The organism is Mesorhizobium sp. M1342 (genome assembly GCF_040317955.1).
In the GTDB taxonomy this organism is placed as follows: Bacteria; Pseudomonadota; Alphaproteobacteria; order Rhizobiales; family Rhizobiaceae; genus Mesorhizobium.
Genome location: NZ_JAMYLI010000004.1, coordinates 35071 through 56836 on the forward strand (window position 1 = coordinate 35071; position 21766 = coordinate 56836).

Sequence of the window (21766 nt, forward strand, 5' to 3'; positions counted from 1 at the left end):
ATCGACCTCACACAACCTGTCAGCATGATTTTGGTTGCGGCGATGACAAGGCCAAACGCCGGTGACATGATCGCGGCATGGACAATGAACGCATCGCCGAACTGTTCGAGGGCCTCGGCCCTGTCAGCATCCGCAAACTGTTCGGCGGCAAGGGCATCTATTTCGACGGTGTCATCGTCGCCATCGTGCTGCGCGGTGAGTTGATGCTGAAGGCCGACGAGCAAAGCGCGCCCGAGTTCGAGGCCGCCGGCTGCACGCAATGGACCTATACCGGCTCGCGCCACGGCAAGCTGGTCGCCATGCCCTACTGGGGCGTTCCCGACAGCGCTTTCGATGATCCCGACGAGATGGCGGCCTGGGTACGGCGGGCGTATGCGGCTGGACGGCGGGCGGGGAAGTGATGCCAGCCTTGGGACGGTCGAGGGACACCACCCCCCTCTGGCCTGCCGGCCATCTCCCCCGCAAGGGGGGAGATTGGCGGTTTCACCGTCTGCCTGCTTTTTTCAACGTTGAAGATTGGCAGAGGCGTTGACGACATTCGATCTCCCCCCTTGCGGGGGAGATGTCCGGCAGGACAGAGGGGGGTGCTGTCCCGCCGACGTTGGCCTACAACGCCTTCGCAATCCGTGCCGCCAGCCGCGCGTTGTTTTCCACCAGCGCGATGTTGGTCTTGAGGCTCCGGCCGCCGGTCAGTTCGAGGATTTTCGACAGCAAGAACGGTGTCACCGCCTTGCCGGTCACGTTGAGCGCTTCTGCGGCCTTCTGCGCGGCGTCGATATAGCCCGCCATCTCCTCAGCCGGGATTTCATGGTTTTCCGGCACCGGATTGGCAATCAGCATGCCGCCGGCGAGCCCCAGCGCTGCCCTCGTCTGGTAGAAATGCGCGATCTCTTCCGGCTCGTGCAAGGTCAGCGGCGCGCGGAATGGCGAATGTCGCGACCAGAAGGCTGGCATCGTCTCGCAGCCATGGCCGATCACCGGCACGCCGCGTGTTTCCAGCACCTCCAGCGTCTTTTCGATGTCGAGGATCGCCTTGGCGCCGGCCGAGACGACGATGACCGGGGTGCGCGCCAGCTCGTCGAGATCGGCGGAAATGTCAAAACTCTTTTCGGCGCCCTTGTGCACGCCGCCGATGCCGCCGGTGGCGAACACTTTTATGCCGACCATATGCGCCGCGATCATCGTGGCGGCGACCGTGGTGCCACCGGTGCGCCCTTGCGCCACGGCAAAACCGAGATCGGCGCGCGACAGTTTCATGGCGTCGCCCGTCATCGCCAGCGATTCGCGCTCGCCGTCCGAAAGCCCGATCTTTATGCGGCCGCCAACCACGGCGATGGTCGCCGGCACGGCGCCGCCGTCGGTGATGATCTTTTCGACATCGGCCGCCATGGCGCCATTGTCGGGGTAGGGCATGCCATGGGTGATGATGGTGCTTTCCAGCGCCACCACCGGCCGCCCGGCAGCCAGGGCCTGCGCCACCGGCGCGTGGATGTCGATGAAGGGGCGGGCGGTCTCAGGGGTCATCAGGGTCTCCAATCCGGAATGCAGCGCGTCCGTCGGGACATCAGGCAACATCGTGGCACTATGAATTTGCCGGTCTCATGCCACTTCCCTGGCATCCGGCACAAGAGCCAATGCCTCAGTGAAATCAGCCGCGGTGAACTCCGGAACGGCGTTGGCGCTTTCGATGGCAAGCGTCGCCCCGGCAATGCCTTCGCGCAGTGCTGACCGCAGGGGCAGTCCGCGCAGCAAAGCAGCGACCGTTGCGCCCGCCAGGGCATCGCCGGCCCCGGTGACGTCAGCGACCTTTCTTGGCGGCGGCGGCAGGATCGAGAAGGCGCCGGCTTCATCGAAGCCCAGCATGGGCTCGCTGCCCGCCGTCACCACGCCGCTGACGAGGCCGCTGCATCGCAACCCGTCGACGACCTCGCGCTCCGTGGCAGTCGCGGCGACGCCGGCCAGCACCATGGCCTCGCGCCGGTTCATGAAGACGAGCGAGAGCTCCTTCAGCACCGGTATCAGCCGCGTTACCTTGGCAGGCGAAATTGCAATGGCGAAAACCGGCTTGCCCGTGGCGAGCGCGACCAGCCGTTCCAGCGCCGAAGAGGGCAGGTTGGCGTCGCACAGGATCGCATCGGCGGCAGCGATCACCTCCCGCACCTTGGAGCGCCTGATCTGCTTGGGAAACGCCAAATCATAGAGCGCCATGTCGGCAAAGCCGACGATCAGCTCGCCTTCGCTGTCGATCAGCGCCGTGTAGCTCGGTGTCGTGCGGTCGAGGAAGACCGCCGACAGGTCGGTAATGCCTGCCTCGGCAATGGCTCGCGAAACGGTGTCGGCAGCGGCATCGCCGCCGCGAACCGATATGAGCGACGCGGAGACGCCGCGCCGCACCGCACTGCGCAAAGCGTTGAAGACCCCGCCGCCGACATCCTCGCGCATCGTGCCGGGATTGGAGGCAGCCGGCACGTAAGCGCCGGACACCTGGCCGCGCCGGTCGATATGGGCGCCGCCTACGGCCAGTATTTTCGCGGATTTCAGCATGCCGGCGATATGACCTTTGTTATTCCAGCCGCACAAGCGCTAGGCTGTGCAACGGAGCTTCGCATGCAAGGCGGCGATTCGGCAGATCGAAACAACCGAGCCGTCTGGCCCAACGTGTGGTGCATCCCTGATCGAATCCTTGGACAAAAAAAGAACAAATCCGGATATTGTTTGTTTTTCAGATATTTGACCCCTCTTGCCAAATGAGAACAAAAAAGGTACAAATAGGCAGGGATTACGGATTGTCCGGCCTTCATTGACGACCAAGGGGTGATGTATCATGGCTCAGAATTCTTTGCGGCTGGTAGAGGACAAGGCAGTGGACAAATCAAAGGCTCTGGATGCGGCGCTGTCGCAGATCGAGCGGGCTTTCGGCAAGGGCTCGATCATGCGGCTCGGCGCCAACGATCAGGTCGTCGAGATCGAAACGGTGCCGACCGGCTCGCTTGGCCTAGACATCGCGCTTGGTGTTGGTGGCTTGCCGCGCGGCCGCATCATCGAGATCTACGGGCCGGAAAGCTCGGGCAAGACGACGTTGGCGCTGCACACCGTTGCGGAAGCCCAGAAGAAGGGCGGCATCTGCGCCTTCGTCGATGCCGAGCATGCGCTCGATCCGGTCTATGCCCGCAAGCTTGGCGTTGATCTCGAAAACCTCCTGATCTCGCAGCCCGACACCGGTGAGCAGGCGCTGGAAATCTGCGACACGCTGGTGCGCTCCGGCGCCATCGACGTGCTGGTGGTCGATTCGGTCGCGGCGCTGACGCCACGCGCCGAAATTGAAGGTGAGATGGGCGATTCGCTGCCCGGCCTGCAGGCCCGCTTGATGAGCCAGGCGCTGCGCAAGCTGACCGCGTCGATCTCGCGCTCCAACACCATGGTCATCTTCATCAACCAGATCCGCATGAAGATCGGCGTCATGTTTGGTTCGCCCGAGACCACGACGGGCGGCAACGCGCTGAAATTCTACGCTTCGGTGCGTCTTGACATCCGCCGCATCGGCTCGATCAAGGACCGCGACGAGGTTGTCGGCAACCAGACCCGCGTCAAGGTGGTCAAGAACAAGCTGGCGCCGCCCTTCAAGGTGGTCGAATTCGACATCATGTTTGGTGAGGGCGTGTCCAAAACCGGCGAACTGGTCGATCTCGGGGTCAAGGCCGGTATTGTCGAGAAGTCTGGCGCCTGGTTTTCTTATAATTCGCAGCGTCTCGGCCAGGGCCGCGAAAATGCCAAGCTGTTCCTGCGTGACAATCCCGACACGGCACGCGAGATCGAGTTGTCGATCAGGCAGAATGCCGGGCTGATCGCCGAGAAATTCCTCGAGAATGGCGGCCCTGAGCGCGGCGAAGACGACGGTTTCGAGGAAGAATCCGGCGCCATGTAACAGCTTCGTGCGCGATGCCGGCCGGAGTTCGGCCATAATCGCGTTCTATTATCTCAGGCTTATGTAATTGAGTTCCGCGTTATTGCGTTTCGAAACCGCCGGCCCAGTGCCGGCGGTTTTGCGTTTGGCGGCGAAAACAGGCCCGGTTCGAATGGCCGCAAAGGCCGTGGATTGGACCAATTCCGTGTTTCTGGACAGGGTGAGGCGCGGCGGCTAAAAGGCCAAGTCCTAATCTTCTAAAAACGCAGAGCCCATTTCCGCCGGTTTGCCGGCGGCTCTTCCGAAAAGGCAGCATTCATGAGTGGCGTGAACGAGATCCGGTCGACATTTCTCGACTACTTCCGCAAGGAGGGTCACGAGATCGTCGCGTCGAGCCCGCTGGTGCCGCGCAACGATCCGACACTGATGTTCACCAACGCCGGCATGGTGCAGTTCAAGAATGTCTTCACCGGTTTGGAGAAGCGGCCCTATTCGCGCGCTTCGACCGCCCAGAAGAGCGTGCGCGCCGGCGGCAAGCACAACGACCTCGACAATGTCGGCTACACCGCGCGCCATCTGACCTTCTTCGAGATGCTCGGCAATTTTTCCTTTGGCGACTACTTCAAGGAGCGCGCCATCGAGCTTGCCTGGAACCTGATCACCAGGGAGTTCGGGCTGAACAAGGACAAGCTGCTGGTCACCGTCTATCATACGGACGACGAGGCGGCCGGTTTCTGGAAGAAGATCGCCGGGTTTTCCGACGACCGCATCATTCGCATCGCGACATCGGACAATTTCTGGGCGATGGGCGACACCGGCCCGTGCGGTCCGTGTTCGGAGATCTTCATCGACCGCGGCGAACACATCTGGGGCGGCCCTCCCGGCAGCCCGGAGGAGGATGGCGACCGTTTCCTGGAATTCTGGAACCTGGTGTTCATGCAGTATGAACAGGTGACGAAGGAGGAGCGGATCGACCTGCCGCGCCCCTCGATCGACACCGGCATGGGCCTGGAGCGCATGGCGTCCATCCTGCAAGGGGTGGAAAGCGTCTTCGAGACCGATCTGTTCCGTCACCTGATCGACGCGGCCTCGTCCGCGATCGGGCATGGTCCCGACAAGGAGACTGTCGCGTCCTACCGGGTCATTGCCGATCATCTGCGCTCGTCCTCCTTCCTGGTCGCCGATGGCGTGCTGCCTTCGAACGAAGGCCGTGGCTATGTCCTGCGCCGCATCATGCGCCGCGCCATGCGTCATGCGCAGTTGCTCGGTGCCAACGAACCGCTGATGTGGAAGCTGGTGCCGGCGCTGGTGCGCGAAATGGGTCAGGCCTATCCGGAACTGCTGCGCGGCGAACAGTTGATCACCGAGACGCTGAAGCTCGAGGAGACCAGGTTTCGCAAGACGCTGGTGCGCGGCCTCGGCCTGCTTTCGGAGGCGACCGAAACGCTTCATGCCGGCGACATGCTGGATGGCGAGACGGCCTTCAAGCTCTACGACACCTATGGCTTCCCGCTCGATTTGACACAGGACGCGCTGCGCCAGCGCAGCATCTCGGTCGATCTTGCCGGCTTCACCAATGCGATGGAGCAGCAGAAGGCCGAGGCGCGCAAGCACTGGGCCGGGTCCGGCGACGCGGCGACCGAGACCATCTGGTTCTCCGTGCGCGAGAAGGCCGGCGCCACCGAGTTCCTCGGATATGAGACTGAAGCTGCCGAAGGCATCATCCAGGCGCTGGTCAGGGACGGCAAGACCGTCGACAGCGCCGGCAAGGGCGACGCGGTGGCGATCGTCGTCAACCAGACGCCGTTCTATGCCGAGTCCGGCGGCCAGATGGGTGACACCGGTGTCATCTCCGGCGAAGGGTTCTCGATCGAGGTTTCCGACACGCAGAAGAAGGCCGACGGGCTGTTCGTGCATATCGGCAAGGTTGCCAGCGGCACGGTCAAGACGGGCGCCGCCGTCGAACTGAAGGTAGATCATGCGCGCCGCTCCAGGTTGCGCGCCAACCATTCCGCGACGCATTTGATCCATGAGGCTCTGCGCGAGGTGCTGGGCAGCCATGTCGCGCAGAAGGGCTCGCTGGTGGCGCCGGAGCGTCTGCGCTTCGACATTTCGCACAACAAGCCCATTTCACCGGAAGACCTCGAAGAGGTCGAGCGCATGGCCAACGAGATCGTCGTCCAGAACGGCCCGGTGTCCACGCGCCTGATGTCGGTCGACGATGCCATTGCCGAAGGCGCCATGGCGCTGTTCGGCGAGAAATATGGCGACGAAGTGCGCGTCGTGTCGATGGGCACCGGCGTGCATGGCGCCAAGGCCAACCGGCCCTATTCGGTCGAGCTCTGCGGTGGCACGCATGTCCGGGCGACCGGCGATATCGGCCTGGTGCGTGTCGTGTCGGACAGCGCGGTCGCCGCCGGCGTGCGCCGCATCGAGGCGCTGACCGGCGAAGCCGCGCGCAAACATCTCGACGAGCAGGACCGGCGTTTGAAGGCGACGGCGGCCGTGCTCAAGATTTCGCCGGCCGATGTGCCGGCGCGCGTCGAGACGCTGCTCGAAGAGCGCAAGAAGCTCGAGAAGGAATTGACCGAGGCGCGCAAGAAGCTGGCGCTGGGCGGGGGATCGTCAGCCGATGCTCCAGCCGCCAATGAGACGGTCGCCGGTGTCGGCTTCCTCGGCAAGACGGTCTCCGGTGTCTCGCCGAAGGATTTGAAGCCGCTGGCCGATGCCGGCAAGAGCTCGCTCGGCTCCGGCGTCGTCGTCTTCGTCGGCGCCGGCGAAGACAACAAGGCAAGCGTCGTGGTGGCCGTCACCGACGACCTCATCGGCCGCTTCAGCGCCGTCGATCTGGTGCGCGTGGCCTCCGCCGCATTGGGCGGGCAGGGCGGCGGCGGTCGGCCCGACATGGCACAAGCCGGTGGCCCCGATGCTTCCAAAGCGGCCGACGCGATCGCCGCGGTAAGGGCTGCGCTGGAAGCAGCCTAGCGTTCATCAGGGACGCTTTGCCGCTTTCAGCGCATGCGTCATTCTGCTGGAATCGCCCCAGGTGGACAGCCAGATCAGGCTGTCCGTGGCGACCGAGATCGTCGACCGCAAAAGGTTGAGCAGCGGTCCAGGCGATTTCAGCTGCTCCTCGGCGTGATGGAGATGGGCAAGCTCTTCCTCGCGGATCGCTAGGATGATGCCGTGCAGTTCGCCATCGCGTTCGGCGAGGAAAAACAGCTGATCGTCGAGATGGCGATGCACCGCCGCTTCGACCGCTGCGGTGCAGGCCCAGATGCCTTGCGGTCCGAGCAGGGCGGTCAGAAAACCCAGCAGCCAGCCGCCCCAGCTCCAGAATTGCATCACCCGGCACGGTCGCGACTGCCGCAACGGCATGGCGGCACGGAAGGCGGCACAGTGATTGCGCTCGTGCCCAAGCATCTCCGACAAGGACGGCACGCAATCTGGCCAAAAGCGCTTGGCGACAAGAATCTGCGCCGAATAGATTCGGATCGCCCCGAACTCGCCGGCGTGGTTCACTCGGACTATTCTGGCGACCGTGAGTGCGTCCTGGTGAGAAAGATCATCCATGGACGCGCCCAAGCCTTATGTCAGCCGGTTGGCAAAGCGTGGGAGCTTTGCAACGCGATCCCACCAGGCCTGGATCTCGGCAAACTCGGCCAGCAGCTTTTGCCCCTCGGCGGCCTTGACGAAATAGCCGATGATCGGTGCTGCATGCAGGTCGGCCAGTGTCAGCCGATCGCCCAGCAACCACGAGCCCGGCGCTTTCAGCGAAGAGAGCGTCTGCAGCGCTTTGCTCGCCTGCGAAATGCCATTGGCGATCAGGGTCTCGTCGGGCGCATCCTTCTCCAGCCGCTCGACGGCGACATCCCAGACCATCGACCTGTAGGCGTAGGCGTCGAGCATGCCGATGATCTGGTTCATCCGTGCGCGGCCGCGAGCCTCCGTCGGCTGAAGGCTCGGCCCGTCGAATACTTCGTCGACATATCTGGCAATCGCGCTCGTCTCGAAGAGCCGAAACCCGTCATGCTCGAACGCCGGGATGCGGCCGAACGGATGGTGCTCGAAATACCAGGCGGGAATGCCGCCAGTGGCGAAGACATCGACCGGCACAAGCTCGTAGTCGAGGGCTTTTTCCTCGAGCGCAAGGCGGACGATGCGCACATAGACGCTGTAATCCGCCCCGTAGACGACCGGCTTGGCCATAGGCCCTAGCTTACGCCATCGCCTTCTGCAGGTTCTCGTCGATCTTGTCGAGGAAGCCGGTGGTCGAAAGCCATGGCTGGTCGGGACCGATCAGCAGCGACAGGTCCTTGGTCATGAAACCGGACTCCACCGTCTGGATGCAGACCCTTTCCAGCGTGTCGGCAAAACGCTTCAGGTCGGCATTGTCGTCGAGCTTGGCGCGGTGCGCGAGGCCGCGCGTCCAGGCGAAGATCGAGGCGATCGAATTGGTCGAGGTTTCCTCGCCCTTCTGGTGCTGGCGATAATGGCGGGTGACGGTGCCGTGCGCGGCTTCCGCTTCCACCGTCTTGCCGTCCGGTGTCATCAGCACTGAGGTCATCAGGCCGAGCGACCCAAAACCCTGCGCAACGGTGTCGGACTGCACGTCACCGTCATAGTTCTTGCAGGCCCAGACATAGCCGCCTGACCATTTCAGGGCGGAGGCCACCATGTCGTCGATCAGGCGGTGCTCGTACCACAGCTTCTTCGACTTGAACTCGGCCTCGAATTCAGCCTCGTAGACCTCCTGGAAGATGTCCTTGAAGCGACCGTCATAGGCCTTGAGGATGGTGTTCTTGGTCGACAGATAGACCGGATAGTTGCGCAGCAAGCCGTAGTTCAGCGACGCCCGGGCAAACTCGCGGATCGACTCGTCGAGATTGTACATGGCCATGGCGACGCCGGCGCCGGGCGCGTCGTACACATCGTGCTCGATCACCTGGCCGTCCTCTCCGACGAATTTGATGGTCAGCTTGCCCTTGCCGGGGAAGCGGAAATCGGTGGCGCGGTACTGGTCGCCGAAGGCATGGCGGCCGACGATGATCGGCTTGGTCCAGCCGGGCACCAGGCGCGGCACGTTCTTCATGATGATCGGCTCGCGGAAGATGGTGCCGCCGAGGATGTTGCGGATGGTGCCGTTCGGCGACTTCCACATTTTCTTCAGCTTGAACTCCTCGACGCGCTGCTCGTCGGGGGTGATCGTCGCGCATTTCACGCCGACGCCGTGTTTCTTGATGGCGTTGGCCGAATCGATGGTCACCTGGTCGTTGGTGGCGTCGCGGTGCTCGATGCCGAGGTCGTAATATTCAAGCTTGAGGTCGAGATAAGGATGGATCAGCTTGTCCTTGATGAACTGCCAGATGATGCGGGTCATCTCGTCGCCGTCGAGTTCGACGACCGGGTTCGCCACCTTGATCTTCGCCATGGAAAGAATGCCTCGTTGCTGGGATATGGGACGGCCTTGCCCGCGTGGCGTTGGGCCGGGAGATGTCGCCCGTATATCAAAGCGCTTTTGGCCACGCAAACGGCGATCGGTCACGAATTGGAGGCCAGAGCCGTCGTCATTTGCGAATGCTTCATTTTCCCGGCCGAATATGGCAGGGACGCTGAAATGCCGCAAACAGCAGTTCATTGACAATCATGCCCGTCATCAAAGATCCCGATAGCATTGCAGTCGCCGGCCCGGCGATCATCCTCGTCGAGCCGCAGCTTGGCGAGAACATCGGCATGGTCGCGCGCGCCATGGCCAATTTCGGTCTGTCGGAGCTGCGCCTGGTCAACCCGCGTGATGGTTGGCCGAGCGAGAAGGCACGCGCGGCGGCCAGCCGCGCCGACCATGTCATCGACGCCGTGAGAGTGTTCGACGACCTGGCCTCGGCGCTCGCCGACTTGAATTTTGTCTTCGCAACCACGGCCAGGCAGCGCGACGGCTTCAAATCCGTGCGCGGGCCGGTGGAGGCGGGCAGGATGCTTCGGACCCATCATGCAATGGGACAACGCACTGGCATCCTGTTCGGACGCGAACGCTTCGGCCTCTACAATGACGAGGTCGGCTTGGCCGACGAGATCGTCACTTTCCCGGTCGATCCCGATTTCTCCTCGCTCAACATCGCCCAGGCCGCGCTGCTGATGTCCTATGAATGGATGAAGTCCGGCCTGGAAGATGAGACCAAGACCAATTTTTCCGGCCCGGACATGAAGCCGGCAAGCAAGGAAGAATTGCACGGCCTGTTTGCGTATCTGGAAGGCGCATTGGAAGCGCGCGGCTATTTCCGGCCGGCGCCGAAGAAGCCGAAAATGGTCGACAATCTGCGCGCGGTGCTCACACGCCCCGGCTTTGCCGAACCGGAGCTCAAGGTGCTGCGCGGCATCATCTCGTCGCTCGACAGGTTTTCTCCGGCGATGCCGCGCGGCGACGGGTCCCCTGGCGACGATCCGCGGCGCTTGCCCGCGGCCGCCGCGCGTGCCCGCAAGGCGGAGGCGGCGCGCTTTGCCGACACCGGCAAGGACGATGACATACCGCCGCTTGGCGGAAAAGGAACCGACAATGACTGAGCGGCCGATCCTGATGTTCGATTCGGGCATCGGCGGGCTTACCGTGCTGCGCGAGGCACGCGTGCTGATGCCCGACCGCCGCTTCATCTATGTCGCCGACGACGCTGCGTTTCCCTACGGCGCTTGGGAAGAGCCGGCGCTGAGGGCGCATATACTCGAATTGTTCGGCAAACTGCTGGAGCGCTTTGCGCCGGCCATTTCCGTCATCGCCTGCAACACCGCCTCGACGTTGGTGATCGATGCGTTGCGCGATAGATTTCCCGAGCATCCTTTCGTCGGCATGGTGCCTGCGATCAAGCCGGCGGCGGAACGCACGCGCTCAGGGCTGGTTTCGGTGCTGGCGACGCCTGGCACCGTCAAGCGCCAATACACGCGCGACCTGATCAGCAAATGGGCGCAGAAATGCCATGTCCGCCTGGTCGGCAGCGACAGGCTGGCGGGACTGGCTGAGATCTACATGCGTGAGGGCTTCGTCGATGAAGAAGCCGTGCGCACTGAGATTACGCCGTGCTTCGTCGAACATGATGCGCTGCGTACGGATATCGTCGTGCTCGCCTGCACACACTACCCCTTTCTGGCCAATCGCATGCGCAAGACGGCGCCCTGGCCGGTTGATTGGCTCGACCCCGCTGAAGCGATCGCGCGCCGGGCGCTGTCGCTTCTCGCCGACATCGATCCGAGCGGTCGTGGCGAGATGCTGCCTGAAGGCCCCGACCTTGCCGTCTTCACATCGAAAAGAGCCGATTTTCCGACCCGTCGCCTAATACAGGGCTTCGGGCTGGCGATGTCGTGATTGCGAAGCGGAACATCACGGCAGTCGTTGCGTTTTTCTCCAGATTCTAACGGGAGAAAGAGCCATGCCAGCCACCTCGAAAGCCCAGCAGAAAGCCGCCGGCGCGGCTCTGTCGGCCAAGCGCGGCGAGACCAAGAAGAGCGAACTCCAGGGCGCTTCCAAGGGAATGTACGAATCGATGAGCGAAAAGCAGCTCGAGGAATTCGCCGAGACGAAGCGCAAGGGCCTGCCGGAGAAGAAGTCGAAAGACTAAGGGTTAAGCATCCGGAATCAAAGAGCCCGCGGCCAAGACCGCGGGCTTTGAAATGATATCGGCCGCCTGAGACCGGATAGGAGCCTACCAGCGCCCGCTGCAGCGCTTGATCTTGTAGCGTATGACCTTCTTGTGGCCGTGCCGCCAGATAACCTTCTTCTTGATCACGATGCGGCAAGCCTGGTGATGCCGGTGTCCTTGCCAATGCCTGGCCTCCGCCGGCTCCGGTGTCAGGACCGCCATGGATCCCGCCAACACAGCGGCTCCTGTCAGGGTAAGGAAGAATTTCTTCATGCGAATGTAGCTCCTCTGCTCCGGTCCCTTCCTGATGCCGCTGGCGCAACCTCCCGCCACATCCGGCACTGCACTCAACCCAGAGACGCTATATCGTCGCCATGGCCTACGCCAGCCACAAGCTTGACACCGGTTAAATCTCCGTTTAATCAGCGCCCCAACACCGGGCCGCAATGCCCGGTGGTTTTCTTTATGTGGGCAAGATGCGTGGAAATCCAATTCTACTATCTTGTTTGAACTGACGTGTCCCGTGGGTTTTCCGCCGCGTTGCGTGGGAAAACCCTGTCAGGTCTCGAAAACGGAGGCCAGAGGAGGGCGCGTTTCCTTCACCCGGACCATGAGGTTCCGGGTGTATTGTTTTGAAAAGGGAATGCGATGAGCAAGCGCGAATCCGCGAAGTACAAGATCGACCGCCGTCTCGGCGAAAATATCTGGGGCCGCCCGAAGTCCCCGGTCAACAAGCGTGAATACGGTCCCGGCCAGCATGGCCAGCGCCGCAAGGGCAAGCTTTCCGATTTCGGCCTGCAGCTGCGCGCCAAGCAGAAGCTGAAGGGTCACTATGGCGACGTTTCGGAAAAGCAGTTCCGCAAGGTCTATGAAGAGGCTGACCGCCGCAAGGGCGACACCTCGGAGAACCTGATCGGCCTGCTCGAATCGCGTCTCGACGCGGTCGTCTACCGCGCCAAGTTCGTGCCGACCATTTTCGCCGCCCGTCAGTTCGTCAACCACGGCCACGTCAACGTCAACGGCAAGCGTGTCAATATCGGCTCGTATCGCTGCAAGCCGGGCGATGTCGTCGAAGTGCGCGAAAAGTCCAAGCAGCTGGTCATCGTTCTGGAAGCGGTCGGTCTCGCCGAGCGCGACGTGCCGGACTACATCGAAGCCGATCACAACAAGATGGTCGCGACCTTCTCGCGCATCCCTGGCCTTGCGGACGTTCCGTTCGCCGTGCAGATGGAACCGAACCTGGTCGTCGAATTCTATTCGCGCTAAAACGAGCGCGTTCTGCGATACCAAGCAAAGGCCGCCCGTCGAGGCGGCCTTTTCTTTGTCGGTCATGTCCGCTAATCCGGCGCTCTGGGCCACTGAAAGCGACATGCCATGAACATGCTTCCAGACATCGAACCGATCGCCGACAGCGAAGGCGGCTTCCATCCGCTGTTCGCCGACGTGCCGTCCTCGGTCGAATTCAACAAATTGCGCAAGCGGCTGCTGCGGCTGACCCGGCAGGCGATCGAGGATTTCACGATGGTGAAGCCCGGCCAGCGCTGGCTCGTTGCCCTGTCTGGCGGCAAGGATTCCTACGGCCTGCTCGCGGTGCTGCTCGACCTCAAATGGCGCGGGCTGCTGCCGGTCGATCTTCTGGCCTGCAATCTCGACCAGGGCCAGCCCAATTTCCCCAAACATATCCTGCCGGACTATCTCGACAGCCACGGCATTGCCCACCGGATCGAATATCAGGACACCTATTCCGTCGTCACCGACAAGCTTCCTGCGGGCAGCACCTATTGCTCGCTCTGCTCTCGCCTCAGGCGCGGCCATCTCTACCGCATTGCGCGCGAGGAGGGGTGCTCGGCGCTTGTGCTCGGTCACCATCGTGAGGACATTCTCGAAACCTTCTTCATGAACCTGTTCCATGGCGGCCGTCTCGCCGCCATGCCGCCAAAACTGCTCAACGACGAGGGCGACGTCATGGTGCTGCGGCCATTGAGCTACTGCGCCGAGGCCGATCTGGAAAAATTCGCCGCCGCCATGCATTTCCCGATCATTCCCTGCGATCTCTGCGGCAGCCAGGAAGGTCTTCAGCGCAACGCCATGAAGGCGATGCTCGAGGATCTGGAAAGGCGCATGCCGGGCCGCAAGGATACGATGCTGCGCGCGCTGTCGAACAGCAGGCCATCGCATCTGCTCGACAGAAAGCTGTTCGATTTCGCCGCCCTCAATGAAACCCTCACAGCCAGGCAAGACGTTCCCGATGACATTTGACGATACTGCGATCGACTGGCTTGCCGGTCTTCTGTCCGACGCCGCAAAAGCCGAGATCATGCCGCGTTTTCGCCGGTTGGGCGACGGCGATATCAGGCAGAAGACCTCGGCCGCCGACCTGGTGACCGAAGCCGACGTCAATGCCGAGCGGCTCATCACCGCCAGGCTGCGGGAGCGCTATCCCCAGGCGATGGTCGTCGGCGAGGAGGCCTGTTCCGACAATCCGGCGCTGTTGAACGGGTTGGGCGATGCCGATCTGGCATTCGTCATCGACCCGGTCGACGGCACTTTCAACTTCGCCTCCGGCGTGCCGCTGTTCGGCGTCATGCTGGCGGTCGTGGTCAAGGGCGAGACGGTCGCCGGCATCATCCACGATCCGGTCGGCAAGGACTGGCTGATCGGCGCCAGGGGCGCCGGCAGCCATATCCGGCATGCGCATGGCAGCCTGGAGAAGGTGCATGTCGCGGCACCCGCCTTGATCTCGGAAATGACCGGCTCCGTCTCCTGGCAATATATGCCCGAACCCGAGCGGTCGCGGCTGGCGCGCAACCAGACCAAGATCCTGTCGCAATTCGCCTATCGCTGCGCCGCGCACGAATACCGCTTGCTGGCGAGCGGCCATGCCCACTTCGTCGTCTACAACAAGCTGATGCCGTGGGATCACCTGGCCGGCGTGCTGATCCATGCAGAGGCCGGCGGCCACGCGGCGCGCTTCGACGGCAGCACCTATCTGCCCTCGCATCTCGGCGGCGGCCTGCTTGTCGCGCCCGATCGCGAAAGCTGGCACGAATTGCGCCGCGAACTCTGGGCGGCACAGGATTAATTGCTGCGTTAGCCGAAGGAGCGGTGCAATTTCACGCAAATCCGGAGGCTCTCGAATGAAACCTCGGTTCGCATTTGTCGCGGCGGCTCTTGCCGCCGTCTTGTTTGCCAGTTCCCTGGAAGCAAAATCGCAAGAGCGCAGCTGTCGCAGTTCCGATCCCGTCGATACGATAAGGGAGATGTCGGACGCTATCTATGCCTGCTGGAAGCCGCCACCCGGAACCGCGGGCATGTCCCTGACACTGCGGTTCTCGCTTCGCCGCAACGGCACACTGATTGGCAAGCCTCGCGCCACATATTCCGATCTGGGAACCGATGCCCAGCGCAGCAGGGCCTTCGTGGCATCCATCCTCAGGGCACTTGATGACGCTCTGCCATTGCCTTTTTCGGACAGCATGGGTGAAGCAATCGCAGGGCGCATGCTTGCCCCTCGGTTCACGGCAACTCTTGAAGGTGCGTCCTAATGCAAGTCGGTGATGTGCCCTGAAACGGGCGGGTTCTGTGGCTGGAACATCTTGCCGCGCTCGGCGATGAAGATCATCAGCAGCGCCGCGACCGAGACACTGCAGAAGCCGGCGGCCAGCGGCGTCACCGTGCCGTTGAAGGCCTGGCCGATCAGCGTGCCGAGAATGCCGCCGAGAAACGTCTGCATGAAACCGAGGATCGACGACGCCGTGCCGGCCAGTTGTCCGAGCGGTTCCATGGCCAGCGCGTTGAAGTTCGCGCCGAGCGCACCGAACGGAAGCATGGCACAGGCAAAGAAGGTGATGAACAGCCAGAGCGGCATCTTCATTTCCAGCGAAATCACCAGCCAGGCAAGGCTGATGACCAGGAACAGCAGCAGTGCGCTTTGCGACAGGCGGCGCATGCCGATGCGGCCGACAAGGCGCGAATTCAGAAAGTTGGAGAAGGCGAGCACGCCCGCAACCCCGGCGAAGATGACCGGGAACATCTCGCCGACATGGAAGATGTCCACATAGATCTGCTGCGCCGAAGCGATGAAGCCGAACATGGCGCCGAAGATGAAGGTGCTGGCGAAGGCATAGCAGATCGCAATGCGGTTGGTGAGCACGATGCGAAACCCACCGACAATCGAGTTCACGGTCAGCGGCCGGCGATGTTCGGGATGCAGCGTTTCAGGCAGGCGCAGCAGCGACCAGGCCGAGACGAGGAGCGCACCGACGGCCATGGTGACGAAGATCCAATGCCAGGTCGCGAACAGCATGATGAACTGGCCGATGCCGGGAGCAATGACCGGTATCGCCATGAACACCATGAAGATCAGCGACATCACCTCGGCCATGCGCCGGCCGTCGAACGTATCGCGCACGATGGAGACGGCGATGACGCGGGTGGCGGCCGCACCGATGCCTTGCACGGCTCGGCACAGCAGAAGTGTTTCAAAGCTTGGCGCAATGGCGGCAGCCGCCGCCGCGGCGACATAAATCACCAGCCCGGCGACCAGCGGTGCGCGACGCCCGAAGCGATCCGAGATCGGCCCGAAGAACAACTGTCCGCCGCCGAAGCCCAGAATGTAGGCCGTTATGACGTACTGCCGGTGGTTTTCATTTTCGACGCCGAGCGAGGCGCCGATCTGCTGCAGCGCGGGCAGCATGATATCGATGGCCAGCGAGTTCAGCGCCATCAGCGCCGCGCATAGGGCTATGAACTCCCAGCGCGGAATGGGCAGTTTGCTTGCCGATTGCGGCTCTGGTTTTGACTGGTCCACGGCAAGTCCGATCTTTCAAACGAAAATGCGCCGGCGGGCCGGCGCATTGGCTCGTCTTGGTCCTGGGTTCAGGACATGAAAATTGCCGAGCTGCCCCCGACGCCTTTGTGCATGACCCCGAAAATCAAAATCAACCTTCGGATGGCAATATGCACAAAACAGAAATCAGGCGGCGCCTTTGACGCTGACGCCCTTCTCGACGAGGAATGTCTGCAACTCACCGGCCTGGAACATCTCGCGGATGATATCGCAGCCGCCGACGAATTCGCCCTTGACGTAGAGCTGAGGGATAGTCGGCCAGTTGGAATATTCCTTGATGCCCTGGCGCAGTTCAGCCGAGTCCAGAACGTTCACGCCTTTGTAGTCGGCGCCGATATAGTCGAGGATCTGGACGACCTGGCCGGAAAATCCGCATTGCGGGAAACCGGGCGTGCCCTTCATGAAAAGGACGACGTCGTTGCCCTTCACTTCATTGTCGATGTAGTCGTTGATACCGCTCATGGAAAATCCTTTCCCGCCTGTGGGAGTCAGGCTCGAAACATATCCCTTCAAATAAACCCAACGATTGCTCGAAACAAGACGTTAGCCGTGCCGTGGCTGAAATGGCGCAAAGGATGAGCCGTGTTGGGCCAAGCGCTAAGGGTCAGTCCGGAACGCTGGTCTGCAAGGCCAGCGCATGCAGCACGCCGCCCATATTCCCTTTCAGCGCATCATAGACCATCTGGTGCTGCTGGACGCGGCTTTTCCCCCGAAAGCTCTCGGCCACCACCTCGGCCGCATAGTGGTCACCGTCGCCGGCGAGATCGCGGATCGTCACCTTGGCGTCCGGAATGCCGTCCTTGATCAATTTTTCGATGTCGTGGGCATCCATTGCCATGGCAAAATCCTGTTTCGAGCGGCCGGTAGCCGGCCATAAGATGAGAGTCGGGCGAGCCTAAAGCCTTTCCGGTCCGGATTGAAGCCGTTCTGTCCCACCAACGGCAAGACGGTTCGATGGTTTCAGAGAAAGACTAGGCCGGTGGGCTTGCTTCATCCTCGGCAATGTCCTCGCGTGTCGAGAAAGCACGGCCAAGGCTGAAGGCAAGTACATAGAGCGGCAAGTTGAGCACGAGGCTGACAATGAGAAGATAGCTCGTCATTTGCCAAGCCGGCGAGAAGAACGCCTGGCCGTAGCCGTCGCAGGTCAACGACGAGCCGTACTCCCACAACGCGCCTACGACCACCGCGCTGGCAAAAAGCTTGATGCAGGTGACAATGTGCCTTGCCCGTGCCGGATCCGGCGCCAAGCGGCCCCAAAGCACCAGGCAGATGATCGGGGCCGCGTAGATGAGGTACTGCAGCGCCAGCATCGGGATGGCGCCGTTGGCCGCGGCAAGAAACTGCGCGCGCGTTTCCAGCCGGGCGCAAACCTCGCTTGAGGTCGTCGACAGCAGGAAAAAGACGAACGGCCCGAGGAACCAGAAGAAGAACAGCGACGGCCAGAAAACGACTGCAAGCAGCGCCCGGGCAGCCAGCTTTTGTGGTTGAGCATGATCTCTTCCCGAAAACCGGTTTCCACTTTTCGGGATCATGCTCTGGTCAACTGGCCTGGTCCATGAAGCGCGGAAACCAGCCTTCGTGGGCTCCGCTCAATTCGCTGACCGGGATTGCCCTGGCGCCGCCAAGCTTCAGCGCGCTGCCACCTGTGGAGCCGATCCACGGCGCGAAGATGCCGAGTTCGCCCTGCTGCTTGCGAATCGCGTCCCATTCGTCACCATGCGGATCGATCGACAGCGTCAGGAGGTAACGGCCCTGATCCTCGCCGAACCAGACCGGGATCGGGTCGGTGCCGACAAGCCCGGGAACGGTGGCGCCGATGCCGGACGCCATCGCCATTTCGGCAAGTGCAACGGCGACACCGCCGTCGGAAACGTCATGCGCCGCCGTGACGACACCGGATGCGATGAGCGTGCGCACATGGTCGCCGACGCGCTTTTCGTGATCGAGGTCTACCGGCGGCGGCGGGCCGTCCGTGCGGCCGTGGATGTCCCTGAAATAGACCGATTGGCCAAGATGCGTTCCCCAGGACGCCGGCGCGCCGACCAGCAGGATCATCTGGCCCTCGGCCGCAAAGCCGATCCGCACCATCTTCGACCAATCGGCGATCAGCCCGACGCCGCCGATGGTCGGGGTTGGCAGGATGCCCTGGCCGTTGGTCTCGTTGTAGAGCGAGACATTGCCGGAGACGATCGGGAATCCGAGCGCACGGCAGGCGTCGCCTATGCCTTTCACCGCGCCGACCAGCTGGCCCATGATCTCGGGCCGTTCCGGGTTGCCGAAATTGAGGTTGTCGGTGGCGGCCAGCGGCAGAGCGCCGGTGGCGGTCAAATTGCGCCAGCATTCCGCCACCGCCTGCTTGCCGCCCTCATAAGGGTCGGCCTCGCAATAGCGCGGCGTCACGTCGGACGAGAAGGCGAGCGCTTTGGTGGCATGGCCTTCGACCCGGACCACACCGGCATCGCCGCCTGGAAGCTGCAGCGAATTGCCCTGGATCAACGTGTCATACTGCTCCCACACCCAGCGGCGCGAGGACAGGTCGGGCCCGCCGAGCAGCTTCAGCAGCGCGTCGGCAACGTCGGCTTGCGGAATGTCATTGGCGGCCAGCCGCGCCGGCTTCTTCGGTTCGCTCCACGGCCGATCATATTCCGGAGCCTTGTCGCCAAGATCCTTGATCGGCAGGTTGGCGACCTCGTCGCCCTGATGCAGCACGCGGAAGCGCAGATCGTCGGTGGTCTTGCCGACAATGGCGAAGTCGAGCCCCCATTTGTGGAAGATCGCCTCGGCTTCCTTTTCCTTTTCCGGGCGCAGCACCATCAGCATGCGCTCCTGGCTTTCCGACAGCATCATCTCGTAGGCGCTCATGCGCTCTTCGCGCACCGGCACCTTGTCGAGATAGAGCTCGATGCCGAGGTCGCCCTTGGCGCCCATTTCGACCGCCGAGCAGGTGAGGCCGGCCGCACCCATGTCCTGGATGGCGATGACGGCGCCCGAGGCCATCAGTTCGAGGCTGGCTTCCAGCAGGCACTTTTCGGTGAAGGGATCGCCGACCTGCACCGTCGGGCGCTTCTCATCGATCTTGTCGTCGAATTCGGCCGAAGCCATGGTGGCGCCGCCGACGCCGTCGCGGCCGGTCTTGGCGCCGAGATAGACGACCGGCAGGCCGACGCCCTTGGCTTCGGACAGGAAGATCGCATCGGTCTTGGCAAGGCCCGCCGCAAAGGCGTTGACCAGGATGTTGCCATTGTAGCGGGCGTCGAAATTGACCTCGCCGCCGACTGTCGGCACGCCGAAGGCGTTGCCATAGCCGCCGACGCCGGAAACCACGCCTGAAACGAGATGCCGGGTCTTGGGATGGTCAGGCGAGCCGAAGCGCAGCGCATTCATCGCCGCGATCGGCCGCGCGCCCATGGTGAAGACGTCGCGCAATATGCCGCCGACGCCGGTCGCCGCGCCCTGGTAGGGCTCGATGTAGGACGGGTGGTTGTGGCTCTCCATCTTGAAGACGACGCAGTCGCCGTCGCCGATGTCGACCACGCCGGCATTCTCGCCCGGCCCCTGGATCACTTGCGGACCAGTGGTCGGCAGCGTGCGCAGCCACTTCTTCGAGGATTTGTAGGAGCAGTGCTCATTCCACATCGCCGAGAAAATGCCGAGTTCGGTGAAGCTCGGCTCGCGCCCGACAAGATCGAGGATGCGCTGATACTCGTCGGGCTTGAGCCCGTGTGAGGCAATGAGCTCGGGGGTGATCGGCACGGAATTGGAAATGGTCATGGGCGGCGATTTTTATCCGGGACGTTGGGATTTTGAGTCCCGTCTTATCGCAAGCCCGGCGGCCGATACACCCATGGATTGACGAAAAACGACGGAAAACCGGACAAAGCCACGCAGTGTCAGGAGAAGCTGTCGTAGCCGGCGCGGCCTTCATCGAGAAGTCGCCGGATCACCGCAACGCCTTCAGCGATATCCCCGCGCTGCCTCGGCTGCGAAACGCCAAAGCGGACGCCATGGAAAACCTGCTCGGAGCGTCCGGCCTTGAATTCGTCCTCGTCGTCGATCAGCACGCCGTGCTCAAGGCAGGCGTTCTTGAAGGTGCCGGAAAGCCAGGGGTCGGGCAGGGTCAGCCAGACAAAGGGCACCCTGTCATGCGACTTGAATGCGAAGCCGGCCAAAGTCTCGCGCACGATGGCGATGCGGGCGCCGATTTCGGCGATGCTGCGCTTGCGTATCTCATCCGCCTGACCTGACAGCACCAGCCTTGTATTCACCTCCGCCAGCAGGAAGGGCATGCCCCCGGTCATCATCTTGTGAGCGACACGGATGCGGTGGCGGTAGGCGGGCGGGCAAGAAAGCCAGCCGCCGCGTACACCGGCTGCGACCGACTTCGACAGGCCGCCCGCGACAATGGTGCGTTCAGGCGCATACTCGGCCAGCAATGGTGTCGGATCATCGGTCAGATTGCCATAGAGGTCGTCCTCGATGAGGACGACGTTGTATTCGCGTGCGACATGGGCGATCGCCTCGCGGCGCGCCGCCGACAAGGTGGCCAGCGTCGGATTCTGCGCAGTCGGCATCAGGAAGATCATCTTGGGATGCTTTTGCGCGCAGACGCGCTCGAAATCCTGCGGATCGATGCCTTCCTCGTCCGATGCCACCAGCGCGGTGCGCCTGCCGATCAGGCCGGCACTGCGGGAAATCTGCGAGTAGGTGAGGTGCTCGAAGGCAATATAGTCGCCAGGCATGGTGAGCGCCGCGATTGCCGCCATCACCGCCGCATGGGTGCCGAGCGTGGGAACGATGGTGTCGGCACTCGGACGAAACGAATTGCGCGCCAACCAGCGGGCGCCGGCTTCGTACCAGCGGTCGGGAAAATCCCGCGTGTAGCTTGAAATCTCATGTGGATGGTCCTGCGCCGTGCGCGACAGGACACCGGCGACGATGTCGCCCTGGCCGATATCGGGTGCTGCGGTGCTGTCGAAACGCAGCTTGCCTTTAGGCGCATCGATATAGCGTGTGCCTTCGCCGCCGACGTCCGGAGCCGGAAAATCCGGCTTCGCGCGCTGGCCGAGCACATAGGTTCCACGCCCGACTTCGCCGCTCACCAGCCCACGCTCGCGCAGCAATTGATAGGCCCGGCCGACCGTGCCGACGGTGGTGCCGATGTCGTAGGCGAGGTCGCGTTGCGGCGGCAGCTTTGCGCCGGCATCGATCACCCCCCGGTCGATGTCCGTTTCGATGGAATCCGCAAGCCGCTGATACAGCGGGCCGGAGCCGGTGGTGAGGTCGGGGAGCCAATTTGTCATGGTGACAATTTTCTATATTGCACCCATACATGAGTCAATACATATCAGATGCGTGCCAAAAAGGGTACAATTTGGAATTCTGGTA

Annotated in this window: 22 protein-coding genes; 10 read left to right on the plus strand and 12 right to left on the minus strand. The window is 62.5% G+C overall.

Features of this window, described 5'->3' with window-relative positions; genetic code table 11:
- Window positions 1-77: 77 nt before the first annotated feature.
- Window positions 78-401, plus strand: a complete 324-nt coding sequence (locus NKH06_RS05000) for a TfoX/Sxy family protein (RefSeq protein ID WP_128303267.1) — start codon at window positions 78-80, stop codon at window positions 399-401.
- Window positions 402-606: 205 nt separating this feature from the next.
- Here NKH06_RS05000 and NKH06_RS05005 read toward each other — a convergent pair whose 3' ends face one another.
- Both NKH06_RS05005 and NKH06_RS05010 read right to left on the minus strand, forming a co-directional pair.
- A complete protein-coding gene (locus NKH06_RS05005; protein WP_128303268.1) occupies window positions 607-1524 on the minus strand; it encodes a pseudouridine-5'-phosphate glycosidase in 918 nt (305 codons plus the stop codon).
- 75 nt (window positions 1525-1599) lie between these two features.
- Window positions 1600-2544 carry a carbohydrate kinase family protein gene (locus NKH06_RS05010; RefSeq protein ID WP_128303269.1) on the minus strand — a complete coding sequence of 315 codons (945 nt, stop codon included), beginning with the start codon at window positions 2542-2544 and terminating at the stop codon, window positions 1600-1602.
- 280 nt (window positions 2545-2824) lie between these two features.
- On the opposite strand from NKH06_RS05010, the gene recA reads away from it, so the two are divergent.
- Both recA and alaS read left to right on the plus strand, forming a co-directional pair.
- Window positions 2825-3925, plus strand: coding sequence for a recombinase RecA (gene recA, locus NKH06_RS05015; protein WP_023810321.1), 1101 nt, complete (start codon window positions 2825-2827; stop codon window positions 3923-3925).
- A gap of 297 nt (window positions 3926-4222) precedes the next feature.
- Window positions 4223-6889, plus strand: a complete 2667-nt coding sequence (gene alaS / locus NKH06_RS05020; RefSeq protein ID WP_128303270.1) for an alanine--tRNA ligase — start codon at window positions 4223-4225, stop codon at window positions 6887-6889.
- A 6-nt stretch (window positions 6890-6895) separates the two neighbouring features.
- On the opposite strand, the gene NKH06_RS05025 is transcribed toward alaS, so the two are convergent.
- Genes NKH06_RS05025 through NKH06_RS05035 form a run of 3 tightly spaced genes read right to left on the minus strand, consistent with a single transcriptional unit; the run spans window position 6896 to window position 9335 of the window.
- Complete coding sequence (locus tag NKH06_RS05025) at window positions 6896-7477, minus strand: demethoxyubiquinone hydroxylase family protein (RefSeq protein WP_352751540.1); 582 nt, start codon at window positions 7475-7477, stop codon at window positions 6896-6898.
- A gap of 15 nt (window positions 7478-7492) precedes the next feature.
- Window positions 7493-8113: a glutathione S-transferase family protein gene (locus NKH06_RS05030; RefSeq protein ID WP_128303271.1), complete on the minus strand. Its 621-nt coding sequence runs from the start codon at window positions 8111-8113 to the stop codon at window positions 7493-7495.
- Window positions 8114-8123: 10 nt separating this feature from the next.
- The gene (locus NKH06_RS05035; RefSeq protein WP_128303272.1) at window positions 8124-9335 is read right to left on the minus strand and encodes an NADP-dependent isocitrate dehydrogenase; all 1212 of its coding nucleotides are present in this window, start codon (window positions 9333-9335) and stop codon (window positions 8124-8126) included.
- Between the two features lie 215 nt (window positions 9336-9550).
- Here NKH06_RS05035 and NKH06_RS05040 point away from each other — a divergent pair, with 215 nt between their 5' ends.
- The 3 genes from NKH06_RS05040 (at window position 9551) to NKH06_RS05050 (ending at window position 11511) form a co-directional block, all read left to right on the plus strand.
- Window positions 9551-10465 (plus strand): RNA methyltransferase, encoded by a 915-nt coding sequence (locus NKH06_RS05040; protein ID WP_128303273.1) that lies wholly within the window; start codon window positions 9551-9553, stop codon window positions 10463-10465.
- Window positions 10458-11258 (plus strand): glutamate racemase, encoded by an 801-nt coding sequence (gene murI, locus NKH06_RS05045; RefSeq protein ID WP_023810327.1) that lies wholly within the window; start codon window positions 10458-10460, stop codon window positions 11256-11258. Before NKH06_RS05040 ends, murI begins: the two co-directional genes overlap by 8 nt.
- A 64-nt stretch (window positions 11259-11322) precedes the next feature.
- Complete coding sequence (locus NKH06_RS05050; RefSeq protein WP_023810328.1) at window positions 11323-11511, plus strand: DUF3008 family protein; 189 nt, start codon at window positions 11323-11325, stop codon at window positions 11509-11511.
- 84 nt (window positions 11512-11595) lie between these two features.
- Here the strand turns inward: NKH06_RS05050 and NKH06_RS05055 are convergent, their stop codons facing one another.
- Window positions 11596-11805 (minus strand): hypothetical protein, encoded by a 210-nt coding sequence (locus tag NKH06_RS05055; protein WP_023810329.1) that lies wholly within the window; start codon window positions 11803-11805, stop codon window positions 11596-11598.
- A gap of 375 nt (window positions 11806-12180) precedes the next feature.
- Here NKH06_RS05055 and rpsD point away from each other — a divergent pair, with 375 nt between their 5' ends.
- The 4 genes from rpsD to NKH06_RS32000 all read left to right on the plus strand — a co-directional run bounded on the left by rpsD (window position 12181) and on the right by NKH06_RS32000 (window position 15077).
- Window positions 12181-12798 carry a 30S ribosomal protein S4 gene (rpsD, locus tag NKH06_RS05060; RefSeq protein ID WP_023759539.1) on the plus strand — a complete coding sequence of 206 codons (618 nt, stop codon included), beginning with the start codon at window positions 12181-12183 and terminating at the stop codon, window positions 12796-12798.
- 108 nt (window positions 12799-12906) lie between these two features.
- Window positions 12907-13791, plus strand: coding sequence for a tRNA 2-thiocytidine(32) synthetase TtcA (gene ttcA, locus NKH06_RS05065; RefSeq protein ID WP_352892428.1), 885 nt, complete (start codon window positions 12907-12909; stop codon window positions 13789-13791).
- On the plus strand, window positions 13781-14614 hold the full coding sequence (locus tag NKH06_RS05070) for an inositol monophosphatase family protein (RefSeq protein ID WP_352892431.1): 834 nt from the start codon (window positions 13781-13783) through the stop codon (window positions 14612-14614). The genes ttcA and NKH06_RS05070 overlap by 11 nt, the downstream gene beginning before the upstream one ends.
- Window positions 14615-14669: 55 nt before the next feature.
- Window positions 14670-15077 carry a UCP034077 family protein gene (locus NKH06_RS32000; RefSeq protein ID WP_502914406.1) on the plus strand — a complete coding sequence of 136 codons (408 nt, stop codon included), beginning with the start codon at window positions 14670-14672 and terminating at the stop codon, window positions 15075-15077.
- Here NKH06_RS32000 and NKH06_RS05080 read toward each other — a convergent pair.
- The 6 genes from NKH06_RS05080 to NKH06_RS05105 form a co-directional block, all read right to left on the minus strand.
- Window positions 15074-16258, minus strand: coding sequence for a multidrug effflux MFS transporter (locus NKH06_RS05080; protein WP_352892539.1), 1185 nt, complete (start codon window positions 16256-16258; stop codon window positions 15074-15076). The genes NKH06_RS32000 and NKH06_RS05080 overlap by 4 nt on opposite strands.
- Window positions 16259-16507: 249 nt before the next feature.
- Window positions 16508-16843: a Grx4 family monothiol glutaredoxin gene (grxD, locus tag NKH06_RS05085; protein WP_006332883.1), complete on the minus strand. Its 336-nt coding sequence runs from the start codon at window positions 16841-16843 to the stop codon at window positions 16508-16510.
- A 142-nt stretch (window positions 16844-16985) separates the two neighbouring features.
- Window positions 16986-17219 carry a BolA/IbaG family iron-sulfur metabolism protein gene (locus NKH06_RS05090; RefSeq protein WP_010909092.1) on the minus strand — a complete coding sequence of 78 codons (234 nt, stop codon included), beginning with the start codon at window positions 17217-17219 and terminating at the stop codon, window positions 16986-16988.
- A gap of 133 nt (window positions 17220-17352) precedes the next feature.
- Complete coding sequence (locus tag NKH06_RS05095) at window positions 17353-17913, minus strand: hypothetical protein (protein ID WP_352892432.1); 561 nt, start codon at window positions 17911-17913, stop codon at window positions 17353-17355.
- 7 nt (window positions 17914-17920) lie between these two features.
- Complete coding sequence (gene purL, locus NKH06_RS05100) at window positions 17921-20152, minus strand: phosphoribosylformylglycinamidine synthase subunit PurL (protein WP_352892433.1); 2232 nt, start codon at window positions 20150-20152, stop codon at window positions 17921-17923.
- A gap of 119 nt (window positions 20153-20271) precedes the next feature.
- The gene (locus NKH06_RS05105) at window positions 20272-21681 is read right to left on the minus strand and encodes an aminotransferase-like domain-containing protein (RefSeq protein ID WP_352892434.1); all 1410 of its coding nucleotides are present in this window, start codon (window positions 21679-21681) and stop codon (window positions 20272-20274) included.
- Between the last annotated feature and the right edge of the window lie 85 nt (window positions 21682-21766).